The sequence below is a fragment of the Nonomuraea sp. NPDC049714 genome, assembly GCF_044465295.1.
In the GTDB taxonomy this organism is placed as follows: domain Bacteria; phylum Actinomycetota; class Actinomycetes; order Streptosporangiales; family Streptosporangiaceae; genus Nonomuraea.
Genome location: NZ_JBITLM010000012.1, coordinates 202,945 through 228,277, shown reverse-complemented (window position 1 = coordinate 228,277; position 25,333 = coordinate 202,945). Strand labels below are relative to the sequence as shown.

Here is a 25,333-nt window from a genome sequence, read left to right as displayed (position 1 = left end):
CCGGTCATTTCCGGATGGGTCGATTGCGGCGACATGGAGTTCGTGACCTGCGGATTCCGTCTTTTGCGCCTATGAAGGAGATCGACATGGCGACTGGCACCGTTAAGTGGTTCAACAGCGAAAAGGGCTTCGGCTTCATCGAGCAGGACGGCGGCGGCGCCGACGTCTTCGCTCACTACTCCAACATCGCCTCTCAGGGCTACCGCGAGCTGCGGGAAGGCCAGAAGGTCAGCTTCGACGTCACCCAGGGCCAGAAGGGCCCGCAGGCGGAGAACATCGTTCCCGTCTAAGGACGACGCACCTGCACGACCTGGGGCCCGCACCTTCCCGAAGGTGCGGGCCTTCGTGCTGTCACGCCCCGCCCAGCAGCTCCCGGGCCTGCTCGACGACCGCGTCGACCGGGATGTCCGCCACCCACGACGGGTCGTGCTCGCAGCGCTCCGCGTCGGGATCGAGCCCGCTCGCGCCACAGACCGGGCAGGCCGCGGTCCAGGACACCAGCGGCCGGTGCCGGGCCCTGGTGAGCGGTCCGGCGTTGATCAGATTGCCGCACCAGTAGATCCCCACCGTCGCCGTGCCGACGGCCGCGGCCAGGTGCCGGGGCCCGGTGTCGTTGGCGACCAGCAGCTCGCACCGCTGGTACAGCGCGGCCAGCCCGCCGACGCCGAGCGCGCCCACGAGCGGCACCGCCGGACGCCGCATGGCGCTGACGACCCGCGTCACCAGACCGCGCTCCGCCTCGGTGCCGGTCACCACGATCGGCCGGTCGAGCCGGTCGCCGACCGCCGCGAAGCACTCCGCCGGCCACTGCCGCCGCGGATCCATGGCGCCGGGATGCAGCGCCACCAGACCGGCGGGCGGCTCGCCGAGCGCCGCCGCCACCTCGGCGGCGTCGGCCCCGGTCAGGGCCACCCGCGGTTCGAGCCGGTCCGCGACCCCGCCGACCAGCGCCGCCACCTCCAGGAAACGCAACGTCTCATGCTGGTACGGCGCGTACGGCACCCAGCGGTCGAGCGGTTCCGCGTCGGGGGTGCGCAGGCCCACGGTCGTCCGGGCCCCCAGCGCGCGGACGAACGGGTTGGAGTGCCGCCCGCCGCCGTGGATCTGCACCGCCAGCCCGAACCGGCGCTCCCGCAACCGCTCGAACAGCTCCGGCGGCGCCCGATGACCGGCCGCCATGGTGGACACGCCGGTGATCGGCGGCAGCGCCACCACCTCGTCCACCGGTCCGGGACGCCCGTCCAGGAACGCGGCGTGCCACGCCGTCCCGAGCAGCGTCATCGTGGCGCCCGGACAGGCGTTCCTGATCGCCTCCAGGGCCGGCAGCGCCAGCAGGAAGTCGCCCAGCGCGTTGGCGCGCAGCACCACGATCCGCTCGATCCCGTCCAGCCTCGCGCTCCCACCCGCTGCGGCACGCCCGCCCCCGGCACGCCCGCCCCCGGCACGCCCGCCCCCGGCGTCCCCGGCACGCTCGTCACCGGCGCGCGAACCGTGGCCCATGCCGGTCACAGAGATCCCGGAGAGCCCGGTGCGGGCAGCGAGCGCACGCGTTCGATGAGGGCCGTGGTGGACCGGTCGGAGACGTACTCCAGCACCTTGACCTCGCCCCCCATGGCCCTGACCAGCGGGGCCTCGGGCAGCATGTCCGGGGTGTAGTCGCCGCCCTTGACGTACAGGTCGGGCCGGGCCATCCGCAGCAGCCGCTCGGGCGTGTCCTCGTCGAAGCTGGTCACGTAGTCGACGAAGGTGAGCGCGGCCAGCACCGACATGCGGTCCTCGCAGGAGTTGATCGGCCGTCCCGGCCCCTTGAGCCGCGCCGTGCTCGCGTCGCTGTTGACCGCCACGACCAGGACGTCCCCGAGCCGCGAGGCCTCCTCCAGGTAGCTCACGTGCCCGCGATGCAGCACGTCGAAGCAGCCGTTGGTGAACACGATCCGCTGCCCGCGCCGCCGGTGCCCGTCCAGCCGCTGCGCCAGCCGGTCGGCGGCCTGCACCAGCCCGTCCTCGTGCCCGCCGGCCCTGCGCAGCTCCCGTAGCAGCTCCTGCCGGGTGCAGGTGGCGGTGCCGGGCCGGCGCACCACCACCGCCGCGGCGGCCTGCGCCGCCTCCGCGGCCTGCTCGGGAGCGGCGCCGCCCGCCAGCCACAGCGCGAAGGCGGCCGTGTAGGTGTCGCCCGCCCCCGTCGCCATGTGGTCGGGCGCGGGCTCGGCATATGTGCGGTAGGGCCGCCGCCCCGGCCGGTGCAGCAGCGTTCCCTCGCCGTCGAGCGTCGTCACCACCATGCCGGCGCCGGACGCGGCCAGCAGCCGCGCCGAGCGCCGGGTGAGGAAGCTCACCCGGTCGGCCACGTCGCCGTCCTCACGCAGGAGCTGCAGTACCTCCCCGTAGTTCGGCAGCACGACGGCGGGCCCGCACGCGCGCCAGGGCGTGACCGCGTGCGCGTCCACGACCAGCAGGGGCACCCCGGCCAGCGCCTCCCGGACGGCGGGCGTACAGACCCCGCCTCCGTAGTCGCAGGCGATCACCACGTCGGCGCCCGGGAGCGCCTGCTCCAGCTCGGCGAGGATCCGCGCCTCCGCCTCACCGGCGATCGGCTCGCGGTCCTCCTCGTCGTAACGGGCGATGAGCTGCTCGCCGACCATGAGCCGCTGCTTGTGGGGGGTACGGCGGCCCGGCACGGTCACCGTGCGCGCCTCGACGCCGAGCAGGGCGAGGGCCTGGCCGAGCCGGTCGGCGCAGGCGTCGTCCCCGACCGCGCCGACCAGCCGGACCCGGGCGCCGAGCGCGACCAGGTTGGCGGCCGTGTTGCCGGCGCCGCCGGGCGCCTCCTCGGTGGCCTCGACGCTGACCACGGGCACAGGGGCCTCCTGCGCGATCCGCCTGACCGGCCCGCGCAGCCAGGAGTCGAGCATCACGTCTCCCACGACCACGGCGTCGATGTCGCCGTCCATGATGTCGCTGTCCATACCGGGCGACTACCTGGAGAGACGACTCTCAAACAAACGGTCGCGGGGCTGACCCGCGTGCAGTCCGTAAATATCCATCTTTATGGTCTTCCGTCGCCTTGATCCGGTGATGGGTCTTCCCGCAGGGGCAGGACGGAAGGCTGAGGAGCTTCTCCCCTCACGAGGAGGTGGCGTGATGACCCAGTACGCGGTGCTCATCTACGAGGCCGTGGCGCCGGCCGACCTTCCATCGGAGGTCCAGCACGCGCACGACCGGCTGCCCGACCTCATCGCCGAGAACGGCGGCCGGATCGTCGCGGGGCTGGCGCTGGAACAGCCCGAGACGGCGACGACCGTGCGCGGGGGCCTGGTGACCGACGGCCCGTTCATCGAGACGAAGGAGGCGGTGGCGGGCGTCTTCGTGCTCGAGGCCCGGGATCACGACCACGCCGTCAAGCTCGCCGAGCTCACCCCGATCGTCAGGGGAGGCGTGGAGGTCCGCCCGCTGATCGGCTTCCAGACCATGCGGCCCGGCTGATCCGGCGCTGATCGCCTGCCATGCCGGGTGGCTGCGTACAGTCGTCCCATGACGATCGTCAAGTCCCTGCTGCTGTTCGTGCTGGCCGCCGTCGCCGAGATCGGCGGCGCGTGGCTCGTCTGGCAGGGACTGCGGGAGCAGCGCGGCCTGCTCTGGATCGCCGGCGGCGTCCTCGCCCTGGGCGCCTACGGATTCGTCGCCGCCTTCCAGCCCGACCCGAACTTCGGCCGTGTCCTGGCCGCCTACGGAGGCGTCTTCGTGGCCGGCTCGCTGCTGTGGGGGATGCTGATGGACGGCTTCAAGCCTGACCGCTGGGACCTCATCGGCGCCGCGATCTGCCTGGTCGGCGTGCTCGTCATCATGTACACCCCGCGCGGCTGACCGGCCGGCCCGGCCCGGCCGCCGCCGCCCGTCAGGGCTGAGCCGCGTCGCGGCGGAGCACGACGAAGGCCACGTCGTCCTCCCGCGAGCCGAAGGCGGCCAGGATGCGGTCGCAGAACGCCTCCAGGTCGTCCTCGACCGTCTCCGCCAGCGTTCTGGCCCGTTCCAGGCTGTCGTCCAGCAGGATGTGGCGGTCCTCCACCAGCCCGTCGGTGAACAGCATGAGGGTGCCCCCCGGCGGCAGCAGCAGGTGCTCCACCTTGTAGTCCTCGGTGGTCACGCCGAGCAGCAGGTTGCCCAGGCCGTGGTAGTGCCCCTGCGGGCCGGCGAGCAGCGGCGGGATGTGCCCGGCGTTGGCCAGCTCGATCTCGCCCGTCCTCGGGTCCAGCAGCAGTATGCACACGGTGGCCGTCATGCCGGGGTGGTAGCGGCGCAGTATCTTGTTCAGCAGGTCCATCGAGGCCGCCAGGTCCACGCCGTCGATCAACGAGGCCCGCAGCGCGTGGCGCAGCTCGGCCATGATCGTCGCGGCGTGCAGGGAATGCCCCATGACATCGCCGATCGCCACCAGCACCCGGTGGTCGATCATGAGCACTTCGTAGAAGTCGCCGCCGACCTCGATGTTGTCCACCGCGGGCTGGTAGCGCAGGCCCATCGTCAGACCGGGCACGTCCGGCACCCGCGAGGGCAGCAGGCTACGCTGGAGGGTCAGCGAGATCGTGTGCTCCTCGGTGTAGGCGCGCAGCGCGTCCACCGCGAGCGCCAGCTCCTGGGAGAGCTGGAGCAGCAGGTTGAGCTCGTCGGCGTCCAGCTCCGGGGCGGCCTCCAGCCCCAGGAAGACCGGCGGCCTGCCCTTCTTGGTCCGGCACAGCACGCCGGTGATCGGCCGGCTGAGCTCCATGTCGGGCATCAGCGTGACCCATTCGCCGGTCTCGACGGTGAGCACCTCGGCCCCGGCGGCGTCGCCCAGGGCGAGCCGGCACAGCCGGTCCAGCAGGTTGGGCGTGGCGCTCTTACTGCTGGGGGCCTCGCCGGGGCGGGCGCGGTAGTTGCGCAGCCGGCCGTCGGCGGGCACCGCCAGCGCGCCGGAGTGGCGGCCCATGATGTCGACCGTGCCCTGGACGGCCACGGTCAGCAGCCGCTCGAAGGAGTCGGCGCGGTTGATCCGCAAGGTCACCTCGGCCAGCATGGCCAGCCGGTCGGCCATCACCTCGGCCTGCCGGCGCGCCCGCGAGTAGCGCAGCGTCGCCTCCACCGTGGCGGCGAACTCGCTCGGCTCGATCGGCTCCGCCAGATAGGCGTCGGCGCCGCGCTCCAGCCCTTCGGTGCGGTCGGCCACGGTGATGGCGTTGCCCGACACTTGGATGACCGGGATCGAGGCCGTCGCCGGGTTCGCCTTGATCCGCTCGCACACCTCGAAGCCGTTGAGGTCGGGCAGCAGGACGTCCAGCACCACCAGGTCCGGGCGCTGCTCCCGCAGCACGGTCAGCGCCTCCTGGCCGCCGGCCGCCTCGATGACCCGGTGGCCCGACCGCCGCAGCCAGCTCGACAGGACGTAACGCTTGGTGGGGGTGTCGTCCACGACCAGGACACAGGCGGTGGACTCAGGCACGGTCGGCCCCGGCCGCCTGGAGCACCGCGCGCAGCAGCTCCTCGCGTCGGAGGTCGAGCTTGGACAGCACGGGATGCCCCTCCGCGGCCTTGCCCGGCGCCACCGTCACCACCACCACCGCCACCTCCCTCAGATCATCGTCCTCCGACATGCGCTGCAGCAGAGCGTTACCGTCGAGGCGGGGCATGAGCATGTCGAGCACGACGACGTCCGGGCGTCTGTCCTTCATCACTTCGAGCGCTTCGACCCCGTCGGCGGCCTCGTCCACCTGCCCGGCGAACCCGTACAGCATTCTACGGGCCGCGGCGCGGAAGCCCTCGTCGTCGTCGGCGATCAGCAACCGCCCGACCTGGGGACGTCCTCCGTGGTACGGCAGCCGCACGGTCGCGGTCGTGCCCTCCCCGACGGTGCTGGCGAGCTCCAGCGCGCCGTCCAGCATCTCCGTGAGCTTGGCCGCGTACGACAGCCCGATGCCCGTCCCCTTGCTCTCGGCCTGTGCCGGGGACGGGACCTGGAAGAACTCCTCGAACACCTGCCTGAGGTACTCCTGGGGGATGCCGATGCCGGTGTCGGCGACGGTGATGACCACCTGGCCGGCCGGTTCGTCCAGGCGGGCGCTCAGCCGAACCTCGCCCTGCCGGGTGAACTTCAGCGCGTTCGACAGCAGGTTGCGCAGGACGCGGGTGAGCATCACCTCGTCGGTGTAGATCTCGGTGACCTCGTCGGTGACCTCGGTGCGCAGGGCGACGTCGCTGGTGGCCTGCATCGTCAGGTGGAGCTGGTGCACGAGCCTGCCCAGGTCCACCGTCGCCAGCTCGGGGCGCAGGCGTCCCGATTCGGCCTTGGCCATGTCAAGGAGCTCACTGACCAGAGAGAGCAGCGTCCCGGCGGAGCCGCCGATGAGTCCCACCTGGTGCGTCTGCTCCTCCGTCAGCGGCTCGCCGCCCGGCCCGACCAGCAGCCTGACCAGGCCGATGATGGAGTTGAGCGGGGTGCGCAGCTCGTGGCTGACCGTGGTCCAGAACCGGTTGCGGGCCTCGGCCGCCTGGCGGAGCTGGCTGGACTTCTCGTCCAGCTCGGCGTACAGCGCGACCACGCCCCTGTTGGTCTCCTCCAGCTCGCTGGAGAGCTGGTTGTACAGGGCCATGACCCCCTGGTTGGTCTCCTGGAGCTCGGCGTTGAGCCGCCGCACGTCCTCCAGGGTCTCGGCCAGCTCCTTGTTCTGCTCACGCAGCTCGTCGAGCGCGGTGATCGGCGCGAGGTGGGCCAGGCGCTCGTGGATGTGCTCGGCCGGCGGCCTGGACGGGTGGGCGGGCAGCCGCTTGGTGATCGTGATCCGCCCCGGCTCGGTGTCCGTGGTGACCGAGTCCACCAGGCGGCCGGCCAGCGCCAGCCCCTCCCAGCCGCGCGGGTCGGTCGAGGCGGCGTGCTCGATGGCGATGCGCAGCTCGCCGCGGTCCAGCGTGAAGACGACCCCCGCCCCGGAAGCGGCCACCTCCCTGCCGATCTCACTGAGCGCGGTGGCGACCCGGATCTGGTCCTGCGCCTCCAGCCCGCTCAGCTCGGCGACGGCCCGGCCGAGCCGGCGCAGCGCGAAGACGTCCTGCTCCCTGGACAGGCGCATCCTGGCCAGCTCGGTCGCGGTCATGACCGAGGCCTCACGATCACCACGCACGCGTCGTCGCGGCGGCTGCCCGCCTCGCGCAGCAGCGTGGCGGCGACCACGGCGGGGGAGCGGGCGAACAGGCCGGGCAGCGCGGCCGGGTTCCAGCGGTCGGTCAGGCCGTCGGAGTGCAGCACCACGGTCGCGTGCGCGTCCAGCTCGTAGACGTACTGCCGGGGCCGCCGTCCCTGGTGGCCGGTGATGCCGGGCGCCGAGATCATGCCCTGGCGGTGGTCGCCGTGGACGATCCAGCCGGAGATGTTGCCGATGCCGGTGTAGGTCACGGAGCCGGCGGTGACGCGGGCCACCGCCGCCGCGCCGCCCCTGGTGTGGCCGAGCCCGTGGTGCAGCCTGCGCAGGATCGCCGCCGGGTCGTCGTCCGGCGCCCCCAGGAACAGCTCGACCGCCTCATGGGAGGCCCGCGCGGCGAGCGGCCCGTGGCCCAGCCCGTCGCACACCATCACCGTGGTGGCCTCGTCGCCGACGTTGATCGCGAAGGAGTCGCCCGTCTCCACCTCCTCGCCGATGGGGCGGGTCAGGCCGCTGGCGGGTGGCAGCGCGGGCAGATCGCCGTCGGCGAACTGCATGGCCAGCGCCGTCCCCTCGCCGGGAACGGAGTGGACGTCGTAGCGGGAGGCGATGCGGGCGATCGCGCCCAGGCCGATGCCCAGCGTCCCCGAGGTGGAGTAGCCGTCGCGCAGGGCGCGCGCGACGTCGGGCATCCCCGGCCCCCGGTCGAGGGTGATCAGCTCGACCAGGGCCGGGGCTCCGGGGCACGGCCGGACCAGGGCCATGCCCTGGACGGCGTGCTTGACGAGGTTGGAGACGGCCTCGGTGACCGCCACCGCGATCTGCCCCGTGCGCTCGGGGCTGAATCCCGAGGTCTCGGCCAGGTGGGTGGCCATCCTGCGCACGGCGCCGACCGCGCTGGAGTCCTCGGCGCGCACCCAGACGTCATCTCGGGTCTGCCTGACCTGGTCCACCTATCTGGCCCATTTCGTCACGGTCACCGTCGTGCCCTCTCCTGGTACGGAGGTCAGGTCGAACTCGTCGACCAGCCGCCGCGACCCGCTGAGACCGAGTCCGAGGCCGGTCCCGGTCGTCCAGCCGTCTGTGAGGGCCTGGTCAACATCGGGAATACCCGGTCCCTCGTCGCGAAACTCGAGCCGCAGACCGCGTCGCCGGCCGGCCTCGACGATCTCGATGCTCACCTGGCCGCCTCCGGCGTAGACCAGCGCGTTGCGGGCCAGCTCACTCGCCGCGGTCACCACCTTGGTCTGGTCGATGAGGGAGAACCCCGACTCCACGGCCGCGGTCCTGACCTGCTGCCGGACCGCGACGATGTCGGCGTTGCTGCCGATGGGCAGCGGCCCGCCGCTGATCATCGTGGCATGCTCCTGACGTGGTTCAGCAGCGCCACGCCCTTCTCCAGATTGAGGGCCGTGCGCACCCCGCCCAGCGACAGGCCGAGCTCCACGAGGGTGATCGCCACGGCCGGGCGCATGCCGACGACAACGGTGTCGGCGTCGAGCACCCGCAGCATGTCGGCGATGGTGGCGAGCATCCTGCCGATGAAGGAGTCGACGATCTCGACGGCGGAGATGTCGATGATGACGCCCCGCGCGCCGGCCGCGACCACCTTGTCGGCCAGGTCCTCCTGGAGGGCGAGCACGCTCTGGTCCTCCAGGTCCCCCTGGATGGACACGATCAGCGTGTCGCCGAGCTTGAGGATGGGGATGCGCTCCATCAGCGGTCCTCCGCCCGCACCGCGACGCGGGTCTGCCCGGTCTGCCTCGTCTGCCCGGTCTGGCTGATCTCGATGCCGCGGCGCCGCAGCATGTAGGCCAGCGCGTCGGCCAGCGAGGCCTTGGTCACGATGTCGCCGAACTCGATGCCGAGGGTGACGATGGTGTAGGCGATCTGCGGGCGGATGCCGGAGATGACGCACTCGGCGCCCATCAGCCGGGCGGCGACCACGGTCTTCAGCAGGTGCTGGGCCACCTGGGTGTCCACCGCGGGGACTCCGGTGATGTCGATCACGGCGTGCTCGGCGCCGGTGTCGACCAGCGTCTGCAGCAGCTTCTCCATCACCACCTGGGTCCTGGCGGAGTCCAGCGTGCCGACCAGGGGCACCGCCACGATGCCGTCCCAGAGCTTGACGACCGGGGTCGACAGCTCCAGGAGCTGCTCGGCCTGATCCATGATGATCTTCTCGCGGGCGGTGGCGTAACTCTCGAACGTGAACAGGCCCAGATCGTCGATCAGCCGGGAGAACCAGGTGAAGCCGTGCAGCGCCTCGGCCGTCCCATCGCGCTCGACGGTCCCGTAGACGGCCTCCTTGAGGCCGAACACCGCCCTGGCGGTGTCGGAGGGCGTGTAGCCCTGCCGGGCGCGGGTGCGTGACAGCTCGGCGAGCGCGCCCCGGACCTCCGCCAGGTCCTCGCCCTCCTGCAACGCCGACAGCAGGGCGTGGTAAATCTCCTGGAGCTCGTCGACGGGTGCCTTGGCGATCGCGTGCCACCGGGGCAGGATCTGCTCCTCGTCAGTGCGTAGCAGCTCTTCGATGCGTCGCTTCGCTGCATCGGACTGGACGGTCAAAGGTGACTCCTGGATGAAGTGGGCGACGGTACTGACGGGCATGCTATTGGCGGCTGTGCTGGGCCCAGGTACAGATGCGGCATTTTGCCCAAGCGATGCCGGGGCGACCATGTCTGCCGCGCATGCCGCGAGCGCGTGCTCCGCTAGAGGGGATTCCCCCAACGCGGCGAATAACTCTCGGGACGGGCGCCACCTGCGCGTTCGCCGTGCACCGCTCAGGTGAACGAGCGCCCCATCTCCTCGAAGATCTCGTCGCAGACCTCCGCGAGCGTGCGGGTCTGCTGCTCCTCGACCCACGCGTTCACGGCGACGCGCAGCGCGCTCAGGCAGGCCGCCGCCATCACCCGTGGCTGGATGGGGCCGGGGTGCTCGGAGATGGCCTGGGCCAGCTCGCGTTCGAGCGCGGCGTGGTTGGCGAGCTGCCTGGCCAGCAGCGCGGGGTGCCGTTTGGCCAGCCGGGTGCGTGTGGCCCATTCGCCCCCGGGCGGCCCCATGCGCACGCTGAGGTCCTGGACGGCGGTGCGCAGCGCCTGCCAGGCGGGAACGGACGACGGCTGGGCGCGGACCTCGGCCAGCAGGGTGTGGAAGCGCCGCTCCTCGCCCCAGAGGATCGCGGCCTCCTTGCCGTCGAAGTAGTTGGAGAAGGTGCGCCGGGAGATGTTGGCGGCGTCGGCGATGGCCTCGACCGTGACGGCGTCGAGGCCGTGCTCCTCCACCAGGCGCACGGCCGCCTCATGGACGCTCTGACGCGTCTCGGCCTTCTTGCGCTCACGGAGTCCCAGCGTGCTGTCCATAGTGCGGACAACTCTACCGGCTGGGCATACATGCTCAATGCGCAAAGTTGCCCAGTGGGCATGTAGAGTGTCCCAGTTCGTTATGGAACTCCCCCTTTTGGAGGACGCGCGTGAGCGCAACCGCCGGCACGACCGCCGAGCCGATGACCCACAAGCAGGTCCTCAAAGCGCTCAGCGGCCTGCTCCTCGTCCTGTTCGTCGCGATGATCAGCAGCACCGTGGTCTCGGTGGCGCTGCCGCAGATCATCGGCGCGCTCGACGGCAGTCAGTCCCAGTACACCTGGGTGGTCACCGCCTCGCTGCTGGCCGCCACGGCCGCCACCCCGATCTGGGGCCGGCTCGCCGACCTGTTCAGTAAGAAACTGCTGCTCCAGATCTCCATCGGGATTTTCATGGTGAGCTCGCTGGCCTGCGGGTTCGCGCAGAACACCGAGCAGCTGATCGCCTTCCGCGCGATCCAGGGGCTCGGCATGGGCGCCCTGCAGGTGCTCGTGCAGGTGGTGATCGCCGCGATGATCAGCCCGAAGGAGCGCGGCCGCTACAACGGCTACCTCGGCGGCGTCATGGCCGTGGCCACCGTCGGCGGCCCGCTGCTCGGCGGGCTCATCGCCGACACCTCCTGGCTCGGCTGGCGCTGGTGCTTCTTCGTCGCCGTGCCGTTCACCCTGGCCGCCTTCGCGTTGCTGCACAAGACGCTGCACGTCACGACCGTGCGCCGCACCGACGTCAAGATCGACTACCTCGGCGCGACCCTGATCGCCGCGGGCGTCAGCGTGCTGCTCATCTGGGTCACCTTCGTGGGCAACTCCTTCGACTGGCTCTCCTGGCAGACGGCCGCCATGGCCGGTGGCGGCGTCGCCATCCTGGTGATCGCCACCCTGGTCGAGGCGCGGGCCGCCCAGCCGGTCGTGCCGCTCAAGGTGATCAGCCGCCGTACCCCCGCGCTGGCGATCGTGGCCAGCCTCGCGGTCGGCATGGCGATGTTCGGCGGCGCCGTCTTCCTCGGTCAGTACTTCCAGGTCGGCCGCGGCTACACCCCCACCGAGGCGGGCCTGCTCACCATCCCGTTGATGGCCGGCGTGCTGCTCTCCTCGACGATCAGCGGCCGCATGATCTCCCGCAGCGGCAACGTCAAGCCGTACATCGTCACCGGCTCCCTCGTCCTCACCGCCGGATTCCTGGTGATGGGCACCATGGACCACGACACGTCGCTGCTCGTCATCAGCGTCGGCATGCTGATGGTCGGCACCGGAGTCGGCCTGTCCATGCAGAACCTCGTGCTGGCCATCCAGAACACCGTCCCGCTGAACGAGCTCGGCGCCGCCAGCGGTGCGATCACCTTCTTCCGCTCGCTGGGCGGCACCATCGGCGTCTCCGTCCTCGGCGCCATCCTGGCGGGCCAGGTCGCCACCGGCATCGCGCAGGGCCTGACCAAGGCGGGCATCCCGGTCTCCGGCTCCGGCGGCGACAGCCTCGACATCGCGGCGCTCCCCGCGCCGATCAGGGCGATCGTCCAGGTCGCCTACGGCGACGCCACCGGGCACATCTTCCTCGTCTCGGCGGGCATCGCCGCGGTGGGCGTCATCGCGGCGCTGTTCCTGCCGCCCGTCAAGCTGCGCGACACCCTCGACCTGGAGCCGGCCGCGCCGGTCACCGATGGCGAACCGGCGCGCTCAGCCTGACCCGCGTTTCCGCCTGACCTCGCCTCAACCTGACCCTGCCTCAACCTGATCCGCGCCAGAGCCTGACCCTGCCTCAACCTGATCCGCGCTTCAGTCGGCCTTCTTCCACTGGGCGACGAGCCGGTCGTAGTCGAGCGTCTCCGGCTTGCCCCGCTCGTCGGCGAGCTTCGGAGCCGGGGCGCCCGGCTGGTCCAGCCAGTACTGGACGTCCTGCTCCTGGTTCAGCTTGGGCGCGCAGGCGCCGCCGTACCCTCGCCGCTCCAGCCGCGACAGGATGTCGTCCTGCTGCTTGGCCAGGTTGTCCATGGACTGCTGCGGAGTGGTCTCGCCGGTGACGGCGGTGGCGACGTTCTGCCACCACAGCTGCGCCAGCCGCGGATAGTCCGGCACGTTCGTCCCGGTCGGCGTCCACTGCTCGCGCGCCGGCCCTCGGTAGAACTCGATCAGTCCGCCGTACTTCTCGGCGTTCTGCTCGAAGTAGTCGCTCCTGATGTCGGAGTCGCGGATGAACGTCAGACCCGTGATCGACTTCTTCAGCGACACCGCCTTCGACGTGACGAACTGCGCGTACAGCCAGGCCGCCGCCCGCCGCTCCTTCGGCGTGTTCTTCAGCAGCGTCCACGAGCCGGCGTCCTGGTAGCCGAGCTTGTTGCCGTCCTTCCAGTACGCGCCGTGCGGGCTCGGCGCGATGCGCCACTTGGGCGTGCCGTCGCCGTTGACGACCGGCAGCCCGTCCTTGGTCATGTCGGCCGTGAACGACGTGTACCAGAAGATCTGCTGGGCGATGTTGCCCTGGGCGGGCACCGGGCCGGACTCGCTGAAGTTCATCCCGGCCGCCTCCTTCGGCGCGAACCTCTTCAGCCAGTCCACGTACTTCGTCAGCGCGTACACCGAAGCCGGGCCGTTGGTGTCGCCGCCGCGGGTCACCGACGAGCCGACCGGGCGGCAGTTCTCCACCCTGATGCCCCAGTCGTCCACCGGCAGGCCGTTGGGCAGGCCCGGGTCGCCGTTGCCCGCCATCGACAGCCACGAGTCGGTGAAACGCCAGCCCAGCGAGGGGTCCTTACGGCCGTAGTCCATGTGGCCGTAGACCTTCTTGCCGTCCATCGTGCCGTCCCCGTTGACCTTGTTGGTGAAGAAGTCGGCGATGTCCTCGTAGGCCGCCCAGTTGACCGGCACGCCGAGCTCGTACCCGTAGGCGTCCTTGAACTGCTTCTTGACCTCCGGATCGGTGAACCAGTCGTAGCGGAACCAGTAGAGGTTGGCGAACTGCTGGTCGGGCAGCTGGTAGATCTTCTTGTCGGGGCCGGTGGTGAAGCTGATCCCGATGAAGTCCTGCAGGTCCAGCGTGGGCGAGGTGACCGCCTTGCCCTCCCCGGCGATGTAGTCCGACAGCGGCACCACGTAGTCGCCGCGCGAGTGCGTGCCGATGAGGTCGGAGTCGTTGACGTAGGCGTCGTAGATGTTCTGGTCGCCCTGGATCTGCGTCTGCAGCTTCTCGATCACGTCGCCCTCCTGGATCAGGTCGTGCTTGAGCCTGATCCCGGTGATCTCGGTGAACGCCTTGGCGAGCTGCTTGGACTCGTACTCGTGCGTGGTGATCGTCTCCGACACCACGTTGATCTCCATGCCCCGGTACGGCGCGGCGGCCTTCATGAACCAGTCCATCTCGGCCAGCTGCTGCTCCTTGGACAGGGTGCTCGGCGTGAACTCGGTGGACACCCAGCGCTGGGCGGCCGCCTTGGCGTCGGCCTCCCGGAAGTCGCCGCCGCCACCACCGCCTCCGCCCTGCGAGCAGGCCGCGGCCAGCAGCATGAGCACCGCCGCGCAGGCCGTGCTCCTGTAGGGGATCTTCCTGTCGAACGGCATCGCCGCCTCCTTCGTCAGCCCCACAACCCGATCGTCAGCGCCACCAGGAACGCGCAGGCCAGCGCCAGCCACATGGACAGGTCGGTGACCGCGATCCATCCGGCGAGTACGACGGCCGCGCTGATGAGGCCGATGTACAGCCGGTCCCCCCGATCGGTCTCGATGCGCAGGAACCCCCGCCGCGCCACCGGCGGGGAGATCTTCGCCCAGACCGCCATCCCGCACAGCAGCAGCCCGAGCCCGATGAAGACGGCCGCCGTGGGCCCGGTCCACACCATCCACTCCAGTCCTGGCAGCACGGCTAGACCCTCCCCAAGCTGAAGCCCTTGGCGATGTAGTTGCGGACGAACCAGATCACGATCGCGCCGGGCACGATCGTCAGGACTCCGGCCGCCGCCAGCAGCCCCCAGTCGACGCCCGCCGCGCTGACCGTGCGCGTCATGGTGGCGGCGATCGGCTTGGCGTTCACCGAGGTGATGGTCCGCGCGATGAGCAGCTCGACCCAGCTGAACATGAAGCAGAAGAACAGCGTGACGCCGATCGCGGAGCGGATCATCGGCAGGAAGATCTTGACGAAGAACCGCGGCAGCGAGTAGCCGTCGATCGCCGCGGTCTCGTCGATCTCGCGGGGGATGCCCGACATGAACCCTTCGAGGATCCACACCGCCAGCGGCACGTTGAACAGCATGTGCGCGATGGCCACCCCCAGATGCGTGTCGAACAGGCCCACCGCCTGATAGATCTGGAAGAACGGCAGCAGGAACACCGCCGGCGGCGCCATCCGGTTCGTCAGCAGCCAGAAGAACAGGTGCTTGTCGCCGGCGAACCTGAACCGGGAGAAGGCGTAGGCGGCGGGCAGCGCCACCACCAGCGACATGACCGCGTTCATCGACGTGTAGATGATCGAGTTGAGGTAGCTCGAGTACCACACCGAGTTCGTGAAGAACGTGACGTAGTTGTCGAAGGTGACACGCTGCGGGATGAGCGAGAAGCTGCCGAGAATGTCTTGGTTGGGGCGGATGGACATGCCGAACATCCACAGCAGCGGCAGCAGCAGCGTGATGCCGTAGAGCCAGAACACCGTCCGCGCCCAGGGCAGCCGCCTGTCGCCCCGCGCCATCGCGCTCACCTCCCGGTCCTGGTCAGCACGGTGAAGAAGACGTAGGAGACGATCTGCACGGCCAGGAAGTACAGCAGCGAGAACGCCCCGGCCGGCCCCAGGTCGAACTGCCCGACGGCGATCTTCGACAGCAGGATGCTGAGGAAGGACGTGGCGTTGCCCGGCCCGCCGCCCGTCACCACGAACGGCTCGGTGTAGATCATGAAGCTGTCCATGAAGCGCAGCAGGATCGCGATCGTCAGCACGCCGCGCAGCCGGGGGAGCTGGATGTGGCGGAAGGTGGCCCAGCCGGAGGCGCCGTCGATCTGCGCCGCCTGGAAGTACGGGTCCGGGATCGAGCGCAGTCCCGCGTAGGCCAGCAGCGCCACCAGCGGCGTCCAGTGCCACACGTCCATGGCCAGTACGGTGATCCAGGCGTCGGTGGCGTCCAGCGTGTAGTTGAAGTCCAGCCCCAGCACGTTGTTGACGGCCCAGCCGCCGAGCCCGATGTCGGGGCGGGCGAAGATCTGCCAGATGGTGCCCACCACGTTCCACGGGATCAGCAGTGGCAGCGCGACCAGCACCAGCGACACCGACACCCACACGCCCCGGCGCGGCATCGACACCGCGAGCAGCACGCCCAGGGGGATCTCCAGCAGCAGCACCTGCGCCGAGAACAGCAGCGTGCGCACGAACGCGGCCCGCACCTCCGGGTCACGCGCCACCGACCGGAACCACTCCAGCCCGACGAAGAGCCGGTCGCTGGGACTGAAGATGTCCTGCACGGAGAAGTTCACCACGGTCATCAGCGGGATCACGGCCGTGAACGCCACCGACACGACGACCGGCAGCACCAGCAGCCAGGCCCGGTTGTTCCTGCGCCTGGGGTCGGCCCGCCGCTCTCCGGCCTCCGCCTTCCTCGCCGCCTCTGCCGCCGCCTCCTCTGCCGGTGGGTCGTCGGCGCCGACGGTCGCCGTCCGCTCGCTCATGCCCCGGCCCTCCCGTCCAGCGGCTCGATCACGCCGCACCTGACCGCGTCCCTGAACAGGAACGCGCGGCCCTCGGCGAAGCGCAGGACACACGTGGCGCCAGGGTCGAACCTGGCCCCGGCATCGGTCTTGACGATCAGTGGATCCCCGTTCACCAGGGCGTGCACCAGGTTGTAGGCGCCCATCCGGTCCACGCCCGTCACGCGCGCCGCCGGCCCGGCGCCGTCCTGCTCGATCCGTACGAACTCCGGCCGGACCCCGACCCGCACCGGTCCCGAGGGCAGGTCGCCGGACGCCCGCCCGAGCGGGGCGTCGCCGAGGCGCACCACGCCGTCCACCAGCTCGGCCGGGAGCACGTTCATGCCGGGCGAGCCGATGAAGTGGCCGACGAACTCGTGCGCGGGCGACAGGAACAGCTCACTCGGCTCGCCCGCCTGCACGATCGCCCCGTCGTTGAGCACCACCACCTCGTCGGCGAAGGTCAGCGCCTCGGTCTGGTCGTGGGTGACGTAGATGAGCGTGTGCCCGGTGTCGCGGTGGATCTGCTTGAGCTTGCTGCGCAGCGTCCATTTCATGGCCGGGTCGACGACGGTGAGCGGCTCGTCCAGCAGCACCGCCGCCACGTCCGCGCGCACCAGGCCGCGGCCCAGGCTGACGATCTGCTGCCGGCCCGGGTCCAGCCGCCGCGACCGGCGCCGCAGGTGCTCCTCCAGGCCCAGCAGCCGCGACACCTCGCGCACCCGCCGGTCCACGTCCGCCTTCGGGAAGCGGCGGTTGCGCAGCGGGAAGGCCAGGTTGTCGTAGACGGACATCTCCTCGTACAGCACCGGGAACTGGAAGACCTGCGCGATGTTGCGGCCCGCGGTCGGCACGCCGGTCACCTCGCGGTCGCCGAACCAGACGCGTCCCACGGTGGGGGAGAGCAGGCCGGAGATGATGTTGAGCAGCGTGGTCTTCCCGCACCCGCTCGGGCCGAGCAGCGCGTACGCCCGGCCGGCCCGCCACGTCCACGTCATCGGGCGCAGCGCCCACGTCCGGCCGCCGTCATAGCTGTGCCCCACGCCCTCCAGCCGGATGTCAGCCATGCAGGTCGACCTCCGCCGCGGACGTGGCCAGCAGCCGGCCGCCGACCTCGTCGAAGACGAACAGGTGCGCCGGATCCACGAACGCGGTCGCCGGCTCGCCGGGGTCGAACAGCCGCGTCCCCTCCAGATGCGCGACCAGGTGCCTGCCACCGACCGGCACCAGGTGCAGGAACGTGGCGCTCCCGGTCACCTCCGCGAGCCGGATCTCCGCGGGGAACTCCAGCATGTCCGGCCCGCCGCGCTCGATGCTCACCTGATGAGGGCGTACGGCCAGCACCACGCTCCGGCCGTCCCCGTGCGCCCCCGGCGCGGGAAAGGAGGCGCCGAGGCAGTCGATCCTGCCCTCACGCACCACGCCCGGCAGCAGGTTCAGCGGCGGGTCGCTGAGCGTCGCCGCGACCGCCAGCGTGGGCGGCTCGGCGTACATGTCCGCCACGTCACCGGTGTGCAGCACCCGCCCTTCGCCCAGCACCACCGTGGGCGCCGCGAACGACAGCGCCTCGTTCGGGTCGGCCGTGGAGTACAGCACCACGCCGGGCGCCTGGGCGAACATGCTCTTCAGGTCGGCCCTGAGCTGCTCGCGCAGCTTGAAGTCGAGGTTGGCCAGCGGCTCGTCCAGCAGCAGCACGTCCACCGGCCGGGCCAGCGCCCGCGCGATGGCGGTGCGCTGCTGCTGGCCCCCCGACAGCTCGGCGGGCCTGCGCCCGAGCAGGCCGCCGATGCCCATGAGCTCGGCCACCTCGCGTACCCGCCGGTCCACGTCGCCCTTGGGGAAGGAGGCGTCCAGGCGCAGCGGCGAGGCGATGTTCTCGTAGACCGACAGCGAGGGATAGTTGATGAACTGCTGGTAGACGAAGGCGACCGAGCGCTTGCGTACGGAGACCGAGGTGACGTCGCGCCCGTTCACCGCCACGCGCCCGCGGTCGGGGGGCAACAGGCCCGCGGCGACCCGCATCAATGTCGTCTTCCCCGCCGCCATCGGGCCGAGAAGCGTCGTCATCCCACTCGGTAACTCGAGACGGATGTCGTCGAGCCAGATCTCCCCGCGCTGCCGTACGGAGACGCCATCGATGATCAGCGTCACTGTGCCCGGTCCTTCCCGGAGCATGTCGGATATCGCGACGATAGGCACCCTTACTCATCCATCTAACATGATCTAGATAGGAGTGCAAAGGGCCCGCATAAGAGGATATGGCCCAGCCCTTTTGGTGTAACGCAGGGAAACAATAGAGAAACTCTGGGTGAAGGCGTGGGCTCATCCTGTACTTAGCGTTACCGAAGCAATACGTTGAGTGCCCAACGTTGACACCAGACCCAGGAGGTCTCATGCACCGCACGCGCCGCCTCACCGTGGCCACGCTGGTGGCCGGCGGGCTGCTCATGGCCGTCGCCCCCGCCGCCCACGCCGTCGTCGACCCGATCACCGTGATCGGCTGCCTGACCAGCAGCGCCGCCGACGTGGGCTCGCTGGTCGACCCGACCGCCCCCGGCCTCCCCACCGAGATCCCGGCCACCGCCTGCCTGGCGCCCTGACCCTGCCGACCGGCCACGGGTAGGGGCGGCGCGGTTGATCGCCGCCGTGCCGCCCCGGCCTCCAGGCTCCCCTGAATCCTGACGGGAGCATCCGAACAGATACCGAAGGAGTCGCATTGAGCATTCGAGCCCTGACCGTCGCGATCGCCGCCGCCGTCACGGTCGCCGCCGGCACGCTGCCGCCCGTGGTGGCCGAGCTGACCGGTGAGAAAGCGCTATTCGGCATGGAGACCGTCATCCAGCATGTGAACGTGTTCACGTCGTAGATGCACCAGCTACAGTCCGTGGGTGGCCCGCCGAACGGGTATCGCAGTCCACTACGGCGCCTCGGCTATGTCATGTTCCTGAGCCGCTGGATCCAGGCTCCTCTCTATCTCGGTCTCATCGTGGCCCAGGTGGTCTACGTATGGCGGTTCATGGCTGAGCTGATCCACCTCGTCCAGCTCGGATTCGGCGGCAAGCCCGCGGAGACCACCGTCATGCTGATCGTCCTCGGCCTCGTGGACGTGGTGATGATCAGCAACCTGCTGATCATGGTGATCGTCGGCGGTTACGAGACGTTCGTCTCGCGACTGCGCATCGAGGGGCATCCGGACCAGCCCCAGTGGTTGTCGCATGTCAACGCCAACGTGCTCAAGGTCAAGCTCGCCATGGCGATCATCGGCATCTCCTCCATTCACCTTCTCCAGATCTTCATCAACGCGGCGCGACCGGCCGTGACCGACAGGGAACTCCTATGGAAAACACTGATCCACCTGACCTTCATCCTCTCGGCGGTGGCGCTCGCGATCATCGATCGCATCATGCTGGGCGGACGTCCCGGGCGTTTCGGGCAACAGGCGGGCGGACCGGCAAACGCGCCGTCGCGGGTGTCGGTGGCATGATCGCCGGCCTGCTGGCACTGGCGGCCCCGGCCGAGGCGGCCGTACCCCAGCCCCCGGCCACAACGGCCGTACCCCCGCCCGCCTCGGCGGCCGTCGCGCCCTTCGCCGAGGCGGCGGCTGCGCCGCGCGCCTCATCCGTGGTCGCGCCTCCGCCTGCGTCAGCGGCGGTCGCGCCGCCGCCCGCCGCGGAGACGGTCGTCCCCGCCGTGCCCGCCGCCGAGGCGGCCGGGCCGGCGCCTGCGGCGGAGGCGGCCGAGCCGGCGCCTGCCGCCGAGCCCGCCGAACCGGCGGAGCCGCCTGAGCCGGTCGAGCCGGCCGCGCCCGCCGGGCCGCCGCCAGTCATCGGCGACGTGATCGTCTTCAACGATGAGATCGTCGAGCCCGTGTCCGCGCCGGTGAGCACCTGCGGGGCCCTGCTGCCGGTGCTCACGAAAGGTGGCGGCAACGTCTGCCAGGACGCCTCCCGGGTGTCCGACGACGACGCCTGAGCGCCACCCCATTCTCCCGGAAGGCCGGGTACCTCCCGGGACCGTGCCCGCCCCCGCCCCCCCAGCGAGGCGGGCACGCGGCGTTTCCGCCCGGCATCTGAAAGTTTCACGTAAGGTCTGATAATTTCCGCTCGCCACCTGCCCAAACAGCGCCGTCCCGCTTCCGGCATTGACCCGTTCCACTGCATGTCAATACCGTCCCGACATGGATCCCGAAGGGGTCGAAAGTTTCGGGATCGAGTCATGGCACGCTTCCGGAGGTAGGTGCTCGTGCTTTCGTCATCGCTCGTCAGATCCGGGGCCCGCACCAGGACTCTCGCCGCGGCCGCCCTGCTCGGGCTGCTCGTCGTGTTCCTGATGCCGGTCACCCCCGCCGACGCCTCGGCGCCCCTGCGCCAGCACGCCGCGAGTCGCGGCAAGTTCATCGGCACCGCGCTGGCCACCGGCCCGCTGTCCAACGAGACCCAGTACAGGAACATCGCGGCCACCGAGTTCAACCAGATCACCGCCGAGAACGCGATGAAGTGGGAGTCCACCGAGCCGAACCAGAACCAGTTCACCTTCTCCGGCGCCGACGCCATCGTCGACTTCGCCACCCAGAACGACCAGGAGGTGCACGGGCACACGCTGGTCTGGCACAACCAGACCCCCGGCTGGGTGCAGGGCCTCGGCGCCACCGCGATGCGCACCGCCATGCAGAACCACATCAGCCAGGTCGTCGGCCGCTACGCCGACAACCCGACGGTGGTCTCCTGGGACGTGGTGAACGAGGTCTTCGACGACAACGGCGGCATGCGCAGCTCGTTCTGGTACAACACGCTCGGGCAGAGCTTCATCGCCGACGCCTTCCGCGCCGCCCGAGCCGCCGACCCCGACGCGCGGCTGTGCATCAACGACTACAACGTCGAGGGCATCAACGCCAAGAGCACCGCGATGTACAACCTGGTCCGGACGCTGAGGCAGCAGAACGTACCGGTGGACTGCGTCGGCTTCCAGAGCCACCTGGCCATCCAGTACGGCTTCCCCAACGACCTCCAGCAGAACCTGCAGCGCTTCGCCGACCTCGGCGTCCAGGTGCGGATCACCGAGGTGGACATCCGCATGCAGATGCCCAGGGACTCCTCGAAGGACGCCACCCAGGCCACCTACTACCGCAACGTGGTCAACGCCTGCATGGCCGTCACCGCCTGCGCCGGGGTCACCATCTGGGGCTTCACCGACAAGCACTCCTGGGTGCCCGACACCTTCAGCGGGGAGGGCGCCGCGCTGATCTACAACGAGAACTACCAGCAGAAACCCGCCTACACCGCCGTGCACGACGCGCTGGCCGGTGGCAGCGGGGGAGATGACGACACCGCGCCCACCACGCCGGGCACCCCCTCCGCGGCCAACATCACCGGCACCTCCGCCACGCTGACCTGGACGGCCTCCACCGACTCCGGCGGCAGCGGGCTGGCGGGCTACACCGTCTACCGTGAGCAGGGCAGCACCGACCAGCAGCTCGGCCAGAGCTCCACCAACTCCATCACCCTGACCGGCCTGAGCCCGCAGACCCAGTACCAGGTCTACGTGCGAGCCCGGGACGGCGCCGGCAACCTGTCCACCCCGTCGGCCACCGCCACCTTCACCACCACCTCCGGCGGCGGCGGACCCGGCGGACCCTGCACCGCCACCGGCACCGTGCAGACCCAGTGGAACAACGGCTACGTCGTGCAGCCCGCGACCGTCTCCAACACCGGAACCTCTGCCATCAACGGCTGGACCGTCACCTTCACCCTGCCCGCCGGCCACTCCCTGACCGGCTCCTGGAACGCCACCATCACCACCAGCGGGCAGACGGTCACCGCCAAGAGCGTGAACCACAACAGCACCCTCGCCGCGGGGGCCGCCACCAGCTTCGGCTTCCAGGTGAGCCGGCCCGGCGGCAACACCCAGACCCCCTCCGGCTACACCTGCGCCTCACCCTGACACCTGACAAGCTCCGCGCGGGCCGAGGGAGGAGCGGCAGTCGGGTGCCGTACGGCCCGCGCGGAATCAGCGGAGGCGCGGCAGACGGTGTCGCGCCTCCGCCCTCCACCCGTAGGAGATCCGCCGCCTGCGGACGTACGGATTGCTGCAAGTAGCCATTCGCCCTTCACGCCTAGTTTTGTCATCTCTCGTACGGTTTCGTACCGAGGGCTTTCCCATACGGGATGAAGTCCGTACGGTTCCGTACGAGATGTCTGGTCTTGCGGGGGCGCGATGGTGGTGGAGTCGGTGCGGGCGCGGGCGGTGCGGCTGGCGGCGGTGGGAGACCTGCCCGCCTACGTCTACGACCTGCCGGGGCTGCGCGCGCACGCCGGCGCCGTCCAGGCGGCGATGGCCGGCAGCGCCGAGGTCTTCTACGCGGTCAAGGCCAATCCCGCCGCCGAGATCCTGCGGACGCTGCGACCCTTCGTGGACGGCTTCGAGGTCGCCTCGGGCGGCGAGCTGGCCCTCGTGCGGGAGCTGCTGCCGGACGCGCCGGTGGTGTTCAGCGGGCCGGGCAAGACCGACGCCGAGCTCGCGCTGGCCCTGGATCCGGGCGTCGAGCGGCTGCATGTGGAGAGCCCCGGCGAGCTGGCCCGGCTGATCGCCACCGGCGCCCGGCTGGACATCCTGCTGCGCGCCAACCCCGACCTGCCCGGGGAGGACGTCCGGCAGGCGGCGGACAGCCCGTTCGGCATGGACCCGGACGGGCTGGCCGCCTGCGTGCGGCTGCTGCGTGACGCGCCCCGGATCACGCCGCACGGCATCCACGCCCACCTGACCTGGGGCCGGCACGACGCCCCCGCGATGGCCGATCTGGCCCGCCGGGTCGCCGCCTGGGCGCTGCCCTGGCTGCGGGAGCACCTGCCGGAGGTGACCGAGCCGGAGCTGGATCTCGGCGGCGGCATGGGGGTCGACTACGGCGCCCCGCACACCCGGTTCGACTGGAAGGCCTACAGCGCCGCCCTGGCGGATCTGGGCGGCTCCGCGCGGCTGCGGATCGAGCCGGGACGCTCGCTGACCGCCTACGACGGCTGGTACGTCACCGACGTCCTGGACGTCAAGCGCACCCACGGCCGCCACTACGCCGTGCTCCGCGGCGGCACCCACCACCTGCGCACCCCCGTCGCCAGGGGGCACGACCAGCCCTTCACCGTCATCCACCGGGCCACGTCCGGCCCCGCCCTGACCGGGACGGCCACCCTCGTCGGCCAGCTGTGCACACCCAAGGACGTGCTCAACCGCAACGCCGAGGTCGACGGCCTGCGGGTGGGCGATTTGGTCGCCTTCGGCCTGGCCGGCGCCTACGCCTGGAACCTGTCCCACCACGACTTCCTCATGCATCCGCAGCCCTCGTTCCACTACGTGGACGGCCCGTAGGCGTCGAGCGGGCAGGCGCGGGTAAGTACCCGATTTCGACATTAGCCGGATGGAATCCACTGAATGATCCTCGACGACGCATCGGATCCGCTGCCGTCCTGGCAGTACGCGGAGCGCTACCTGGGCGTGGGAACCCGCGCCTACAGCAGGTTCTCCGGCGACTCGGAGATCTCCGAGCCCTACCATCCGCAGCGCGGCTCCGAGCGGTTCGTGGTGCCGACGTTCAGGGTGGCGGCAGGGGAGGGGACGTTCCTGAGCAACGCGGTGGAGTCCACCCTGACCAAGCTGTATCGGGGCGGCGACACCTTCCTGCTGCCCGTCCACCCCGAGACGCTCGCCTTCCCCGGCCTGCCGGGCCGCGACGCCCTGCGTGAGCGCGGGCCGGACCTGGTGGTGGTGCCCTCCGCCAACGCCCGTACCGTCTTCGTCGAGCGTATCGGCGGCGACCCCGTCGAGCCGCACTTCGTCAAGCTGCACTACCCGAAGCGCCTGTCCCGCTTCACCCGCCGCCTGCGCCGGCCGATCATCTCCGTGCAGCTGTGGGCCGCCGAGGAACTGCTGGCCGCCGGGCTGCCCGTCCTGCCCGAGGTCGGGGGCGGCGTGCTCGGCGACCGGCCGGAGGAGGCGTGGGGCTTCCTGATCCGCGAGTCCCGGCCGCGCTCGGGCACGGCGACCGGCCCGGACGGCGACCTGCCGGACGAGCCCGGCTTCGGGGCCGGCCCGCCGCACCACACCGTGCCGCTGTTCGCGCTGTACGGCGGCGACGTCCGGCGCCCCGGCGACCCGACACTGCTGGAGCAGCTCGTCGCCCGCAGCCGCGAGGACCCGGCGAGCTGGCTGGCGCGGCGGGTCGTCACCCCCATGGTCCGGCTGTGGCTGCGAGCCGTCACCCGCACCGGGTGCACGCTCGAACTCCATGGCCAGAACACCCTTTTCGGTTTCGACCCCGACGCCCGCCGCACCGCGATCCTCTATCGTGACTGCGGCGTCTACGTCGACCCGCTGATCCGGCGTGAGCGGGGCCTGAACCGCGAGCTGCCGCCGGTCAACGTCATCTCCCGCGACATCCGGCAGCCGCGTGAGCGGGTCCTCAGCCTCACCTACGACAGCTTCATGGGCCACCACGCCCTCGAACGCCTCGCCCAGGTCGCCGCCGACACCCTCGGCGTGCCGCCGGAGCGGCTCAGGCAGGCCGCCCGCGAGGCGTTCGCCGCGCACGGCGGCGCCGCCGTGCCCCTGCCCGCCACCACCTACTACTACGAGGACCGCCTGAACCCGGACGGCCGCTGGAACCTGGTCGACACCGGCGAGCGGCCCGCCTGGCGCGTCAGCCCGCCGTGACCGCGTGCCGCAGCCCCCGAAGCCCCATGACATAGCCGTACACGCCGAACCCGACCACGATCCCGCGCGCCACCGGCGAGACGTAGGAGCGGTGCCGGAACGGCTCGCGCCGGTGCACGTTGGAGATGTGCACCTCCACCACCGGCAGCTCCACCCCCTCGATCGCGTCGTGCAGCGCCACCGACGTGTGGGTGAAGGCGCCGGGATTGAACACCGCCCCGATCGCCCGGCCCGCCTTCACCTCGGCGCCCGCCTCCTGGATCCAGTCGATGAGCTGGCCTTCGTGGTTGGACTGCCCGAAGACCAGCTCCAGGCCGGCCGCCTCGCACTCCTCGCGGCACATCGTCTCCACGTCGGCCAGCGTGGTCGTCCCGTAGATCTCCGGCTCGCGGGTGCCGAGCAGGTTGAGGTTGGGACCGTTGAACACGTAGACCGATGTCACGCC

Annotated in this window: 27 protein-coding genes; 11 read left to right on the top strand and 16 right to left on the bottom strand. The window is 70.7% G+C overall.

Annotated elements, in window-relative coordinates; genetic code table 11:
- Nucleotides 1-86 precede the first annotated feature (86 nt).
- Nucleotides 87-290 carry a cold-shock protein gene (locus ACIBQX_RS37975; protein ID WP_189140445.1) on the top strand — a complete coding sequence of 68 codons (204 nt, stop codon included), beginning with the start codon at nt 87-89 and terminating at the stop codon, nt 288-290.
- 61 nt (nt 291-351) lie between these two features.
- Here ACIBQX_RS37975 and ACIBQX_RS37970 read toward each other — a convergent pair whose 3' ends face one another.
- Both ACIBQX_RS37970 and rfaE2 read right to left on the bottom strand, forming a co-directional pair.
- The gene (locus ACIBQX_RS37970) at nt 352-1,500 is read right to left on the bottom strand and encodes a glycosyltransferase family 9 protein (protein ID WP_397013285.1); all 1,149 of its coding nucleotides are present in this window, start codon (nt 1,498-1,500) and stop codon (nt 352-354) included.
- 5 nt (nt 1,501-1,505) lie between these two features.
- On the bottom strand, nt 1,506-2,966 hold the full coding sequence (gene rfaE2, locus ACIBQX_RS37965) for a D-glycero-beta-D-manno-heptose 1-phosphate adenylyltransferase (RefSeq protein WP_397013283.1): 1,461 nt from the start codon (nt 2,964-2,966) through the stop codon (nt 1,506-1,508).
- Nucleotides 2,967-3,141: 175 nt separating this feature from the next.
- Here rfaE2 and ACIBQX_RS37960 point away from each other — a divergent pair, with 175 nt between their 5' ends.
- Nucleotides 3,142-3,483 carry a YciI family protein gene (locus ACIBQX_RS37960; RefSeq protein WP_397013281.1) on the top strand — a complete coding sequence of 114 codons (342 nt, stop codon included), beginning with the start codon at nt 3,142-3,144 and terminating at the stop codon, nt 3,481-3,483.
- 48 nt (nt 3,484-3,531) lie between these two features.
- A complete protein-coding gene (locus ACIBQX_RS37955) occupies nt 3,532-3,864 on the top strand; it encodes a YnfA family protein (RefSeq protein WP_397013279.1) in 333 nt (110 codons plus the stop codon).
- A 31-nt stretch (nt 3,865-3,895) separates the two neighbouring features.
- Here ACIBQX_RS37955 and ACIBQX_RS37950 read toward each other — a convergent pair whose 3' ends face one another.
- The 7 genes from ACIBQX_RS37950 to ACIBQX_RS37920 form a co-directional block, all read right to left on the bottom strand.
- Complete coding sequence (locus ACIBQX_RS37950; RefSeq protein ID WP_397013277.1) at nt 3,896-5,476, bottom strand: SpoIIE family protein phosphatase; 1,581 nt, start codon at nt 5,474-5,476, stop codon at nt 3,896-3,898.
- Nucleotides 5,469-7,124, bottom strand: a complete 1,656-nt coding sequence (locus ACIBQX_RS37945) for an ATP-binding protein (RefSeq protein WP_397013276.1) — start codon at nt 7,122-7,124, stop codon at nt 5,469-5,471. Before ACIBQX_RS37945 ends, ACIBQX_RS37950 begins: the two co-directional genes overlap by 8 nt.
- Nucleotides 7,121-8,122 (bottom strand): ATP-binding protein, encoded by a 1,002-nt coding sequence (locus ACIBQX_RS37940; protein ID WP_397013275.1) that lies wholly within the window; start codon nt 8,120-8,122, stop codon nt 7,121-7,123. Before ACIBQX_RS37940 ends, ACIBQX_RS37945 begins: the two co-directional genes overlap by 4 nt.
- A complete protein-coding gene (locus tag ACIBQX_RS37935; RefSeq protein ID WP_397013274.1) occupies nt 8,123-8,524 on the bottom strand; it encodes an anti-sigma regulatory factor in 402 nt (133 codons plus the stop codon).
- Nucleotides 8,521-8,886, bottom strand: coding sequence for an STAS domain-containing protein (locus ACIBQX_RS37930; protein WP_397013273.1), 366 nt, complete (start codon nt 8,884-8,886; stop codon nt 8,521-8,523). Before ACIBQX_RS37930 ends, ACIBQX_RS37935 begins: the two co-directional genes overlap by 4 nt.
- Nucleotides 8,886-9,779: an STAS domain-containing protein gene (locus tag ACIBQX_RS37925; protein WP_397013271.1), complete on the bottom strand. Its 894-nt coding sequence runs from the start codon at nt 9,777-9,779 to the stop codon at nt 8,886-8,888. The genes ACIBQX_RS37930 and ACIBQX_RS37925 overlap by 1 nt, the downstream gene beginning before the upstream one ends.
- A 173-nt stretch (nt 9,780-9,952) precedes the next feature.
- Entirely contained in the window at nt 9,953-10,531 is a 579-nt protein-coding gene (locus ACIBQX_RS37920; protein ID WP_397013269.1) for a TetR/AcrR family transcriptional regulator, read from the bottom strand.
- A gap of 143 nt (nt 10,532-10,674) precedes the next feature.
- On the opposite strand from ACIBQX_RS37920, the gene ACIBQX_RS37915 reads away from it, so the two are divergent.
- Nucleotides 10,675-12,213, top strand: a complete 1,539-nt coding sequence (locus ACIBQX_RS37915) for an MFS transporter (RefSeq protein ID WP_397013483.1) — start codon at nt 10,675-10,677, stop codon at nt 12,211-12,213.
- A 90-nt stretch (nt 12,214-12,303) separates the two neighbouring features.
- Here ACIBQX_RS37915 and ACIBQX_RS37910 read toward each other — a convergent pair whose 3' ends face one another.
- Genes ACIBQX_RS37910 through ACIBQX_RS37885 form a run of 6 tightly spaced genes read right to left on the bottom strand, consistent with a single transcriptional unit; the run spans nt 12,304 to nt 18,339 of the window.
- Nucleotides 12,304-14,082 carry an ABC transporter substrate-binding protein gene (locus ACIBQX_RS37910; protein ID WP_397013268.1) on the bottom strand — a complete coding sequence of 593 codons (1,779 nt, stop codon included), beginning with the start codon at nt 14,080-14,082 and terminating at the stop codon, nt 12,304-12,306.
- Nucleotides 14,083-14,096: 14 nt separating this feature from the next.
- On the bottom strand, nt 14,097-14,381 hold the full coding sequence (locus ACIBQX_RS37905) for a DUF2160 domain-containing protein (RefSeq protein ID WP_225277217.1): 285 nt from the start codon (nt 14,379-14,381) through the stop codon (nt 14,097-14,099).
- A 2-nt stretch (nt 14,382-14,383) separates the two neighbouring features.
- The gene (locus tag ACIBQX_RS37900) at nt 14,384-15,202 is read right to left on the bottom strand and encodes a carbohydrate ABC transporter permease (protein WP_397013266.1); all 819 of its coding nucleotides are present in this window, start codon (nt 15,200-15,202) and stop codon (nt 14,384-14,386) included.
- Nucleotides 15,203-15,207: 5 nt separating this feature from the next.
- Nucleotides 15,208-16,170, bottom strand: coding sequence for a carbohydrate ABC transporter permease (locus ACIBQX_RS37895; RefSeq protein WP_397013265.1), 963 nt, complete (start codon nt 16,168-16,170; stop codon nt 15,208-15,210).
- On the bottom strand, nt 16,167-17,255 hold the full coding sequence (locus tag ACIBQX_RS37890; RefSeq protein ID WP_397013263.1) for an ABC transporter ATP-binding protein: 1,089 nt from the start codon (nt 17,253-17,255) through the stop codon (nt 16,167-16,169). Before ACIBQX_RS37890 ends, ACIBQX_RS37895 begins: the two co-directional genes overlap by 4 nt.
- Nucleotides 17,248-18,339 carry an ABC transporter ATP-binding protein gene (locus tag ACIBQX_RS37885; RefSeq protein ID WP_397013262.1) on the bottom strand — a complete coding sequence of 364 codons (1,092 nt, stop codon included), beginning with the start codon at nt 18,337-18,339 and terminating at the stop codon, nt 17,248-17,250. Before ACIBQX_RS37885 ends, ACIBQX_RS37890 begins: the two co-directional genes overlap by 8 nt.
- Nucleotides 18,340-18,581: 242 nt before the next feature.
- On the opposite strand from ACIBQX_RS37885, the gene ACIBQX_RS37880 reads away from it, so the two are divergent.
- From ACIBQX_RS37880 to ACIBQX_RS37850, 7 genes are all read left to right on the top strand, one after another.
- Nucleotides 18,582-18,788, top strand: a complete 207-nt coding sequence (locus ACIBQX_RS37880; protein ID WP_397013261.1) for a hypothetical protein — start codon at nt 18,582-18,584, stop codon at nt 18,786-18,788.
- A gap of 116 nt (nt 18,789-18,904) precedes the next feature.
- A complete protein-coding gene (locus ACIBQX_RS37875; RefSeq protein ID WP_397013259.1) occupies nt 18,905-19,054 on the top strand; it encodes a hypothetical protein in 150 nt (49 codons plus the stop codon).
- Nucleotides 19,055-19,672, top strand: coding sequence for a TIGR00645 family protein (locus ACIBQX_RS37870; protein WP_397013258.1), 618 nt, complete (start codon nt 19,055-19,057; stop codon nt 19,670-19,672).
- Entirely contained in the window at nt 19,669-20,160 is a 492-nt protein-coding gene (locus ACIBQX_RS37865) for a hypothetical protein (RefSeq protein WP_397013257.1), read from the top strand. The genes ACIBQX_RS37870 and ACIBQX_RS37865 overlap by 4 nt, the downstream gene beginning before the upstream one ends.
- A gap of 270 nt (nt 20,161-20,430) precedes the next feature.
- On the top strand, nt 20,431-22,128 hold the full coding sequence (locus ACIBQX_RS37860; RefSeq protein WP_397013255.1) for an endo-1,4-beta-xylanase: 1,698 nt from the start codon (nt 20,431-20,433) through the stop codon (nt 22,126-22,128).
- A 273-nt stretch (nt 22,129-22,401) separates the two neighbouring features.
- The gene (locus ACIBQX_RS37855; RefSeq protein ID WP_397013254.1) at nt 22,402-23,547 is read left to right on the top strand and encodes an alanine racemase; all 1,146 of its coding nucleotides are present in this window, start codon (nt 22,402-22,404) and stop codon (nt 23,545-23,547) included.
- Nucleotides 23,548-23,610: 63 nt separating this feature from the next.
- Entirely contained in the window at nt 23,611-24,888 is a 1,278-nt protein-coding gene (locus ACIBQX_RS37850) for a ferric iron reductase (RefSeq protein WP_397013252.1), read from the top strand.
- Here ACIBQX_RS37850 and aroQ read toward each other — a convergent pair.
- On the bottom strand, nt 24,875-25,330 hold the full coding sequence (gene aroQ / locus ACIBQX_RS37845; RefSeq protein ID WP_397013251.1) for a type II 3-dehydroquinate dehydratase: 456 nt from the start codon (nt 25,328-25,330) through the stop codon (nt 24,875-24,877). The genes ACIBQX_RS37850 and aroQ overlap by 14 nt on opposite strands.
- Nucleotides 25,331-25,333: the final 3 nt, after the last annotated feature.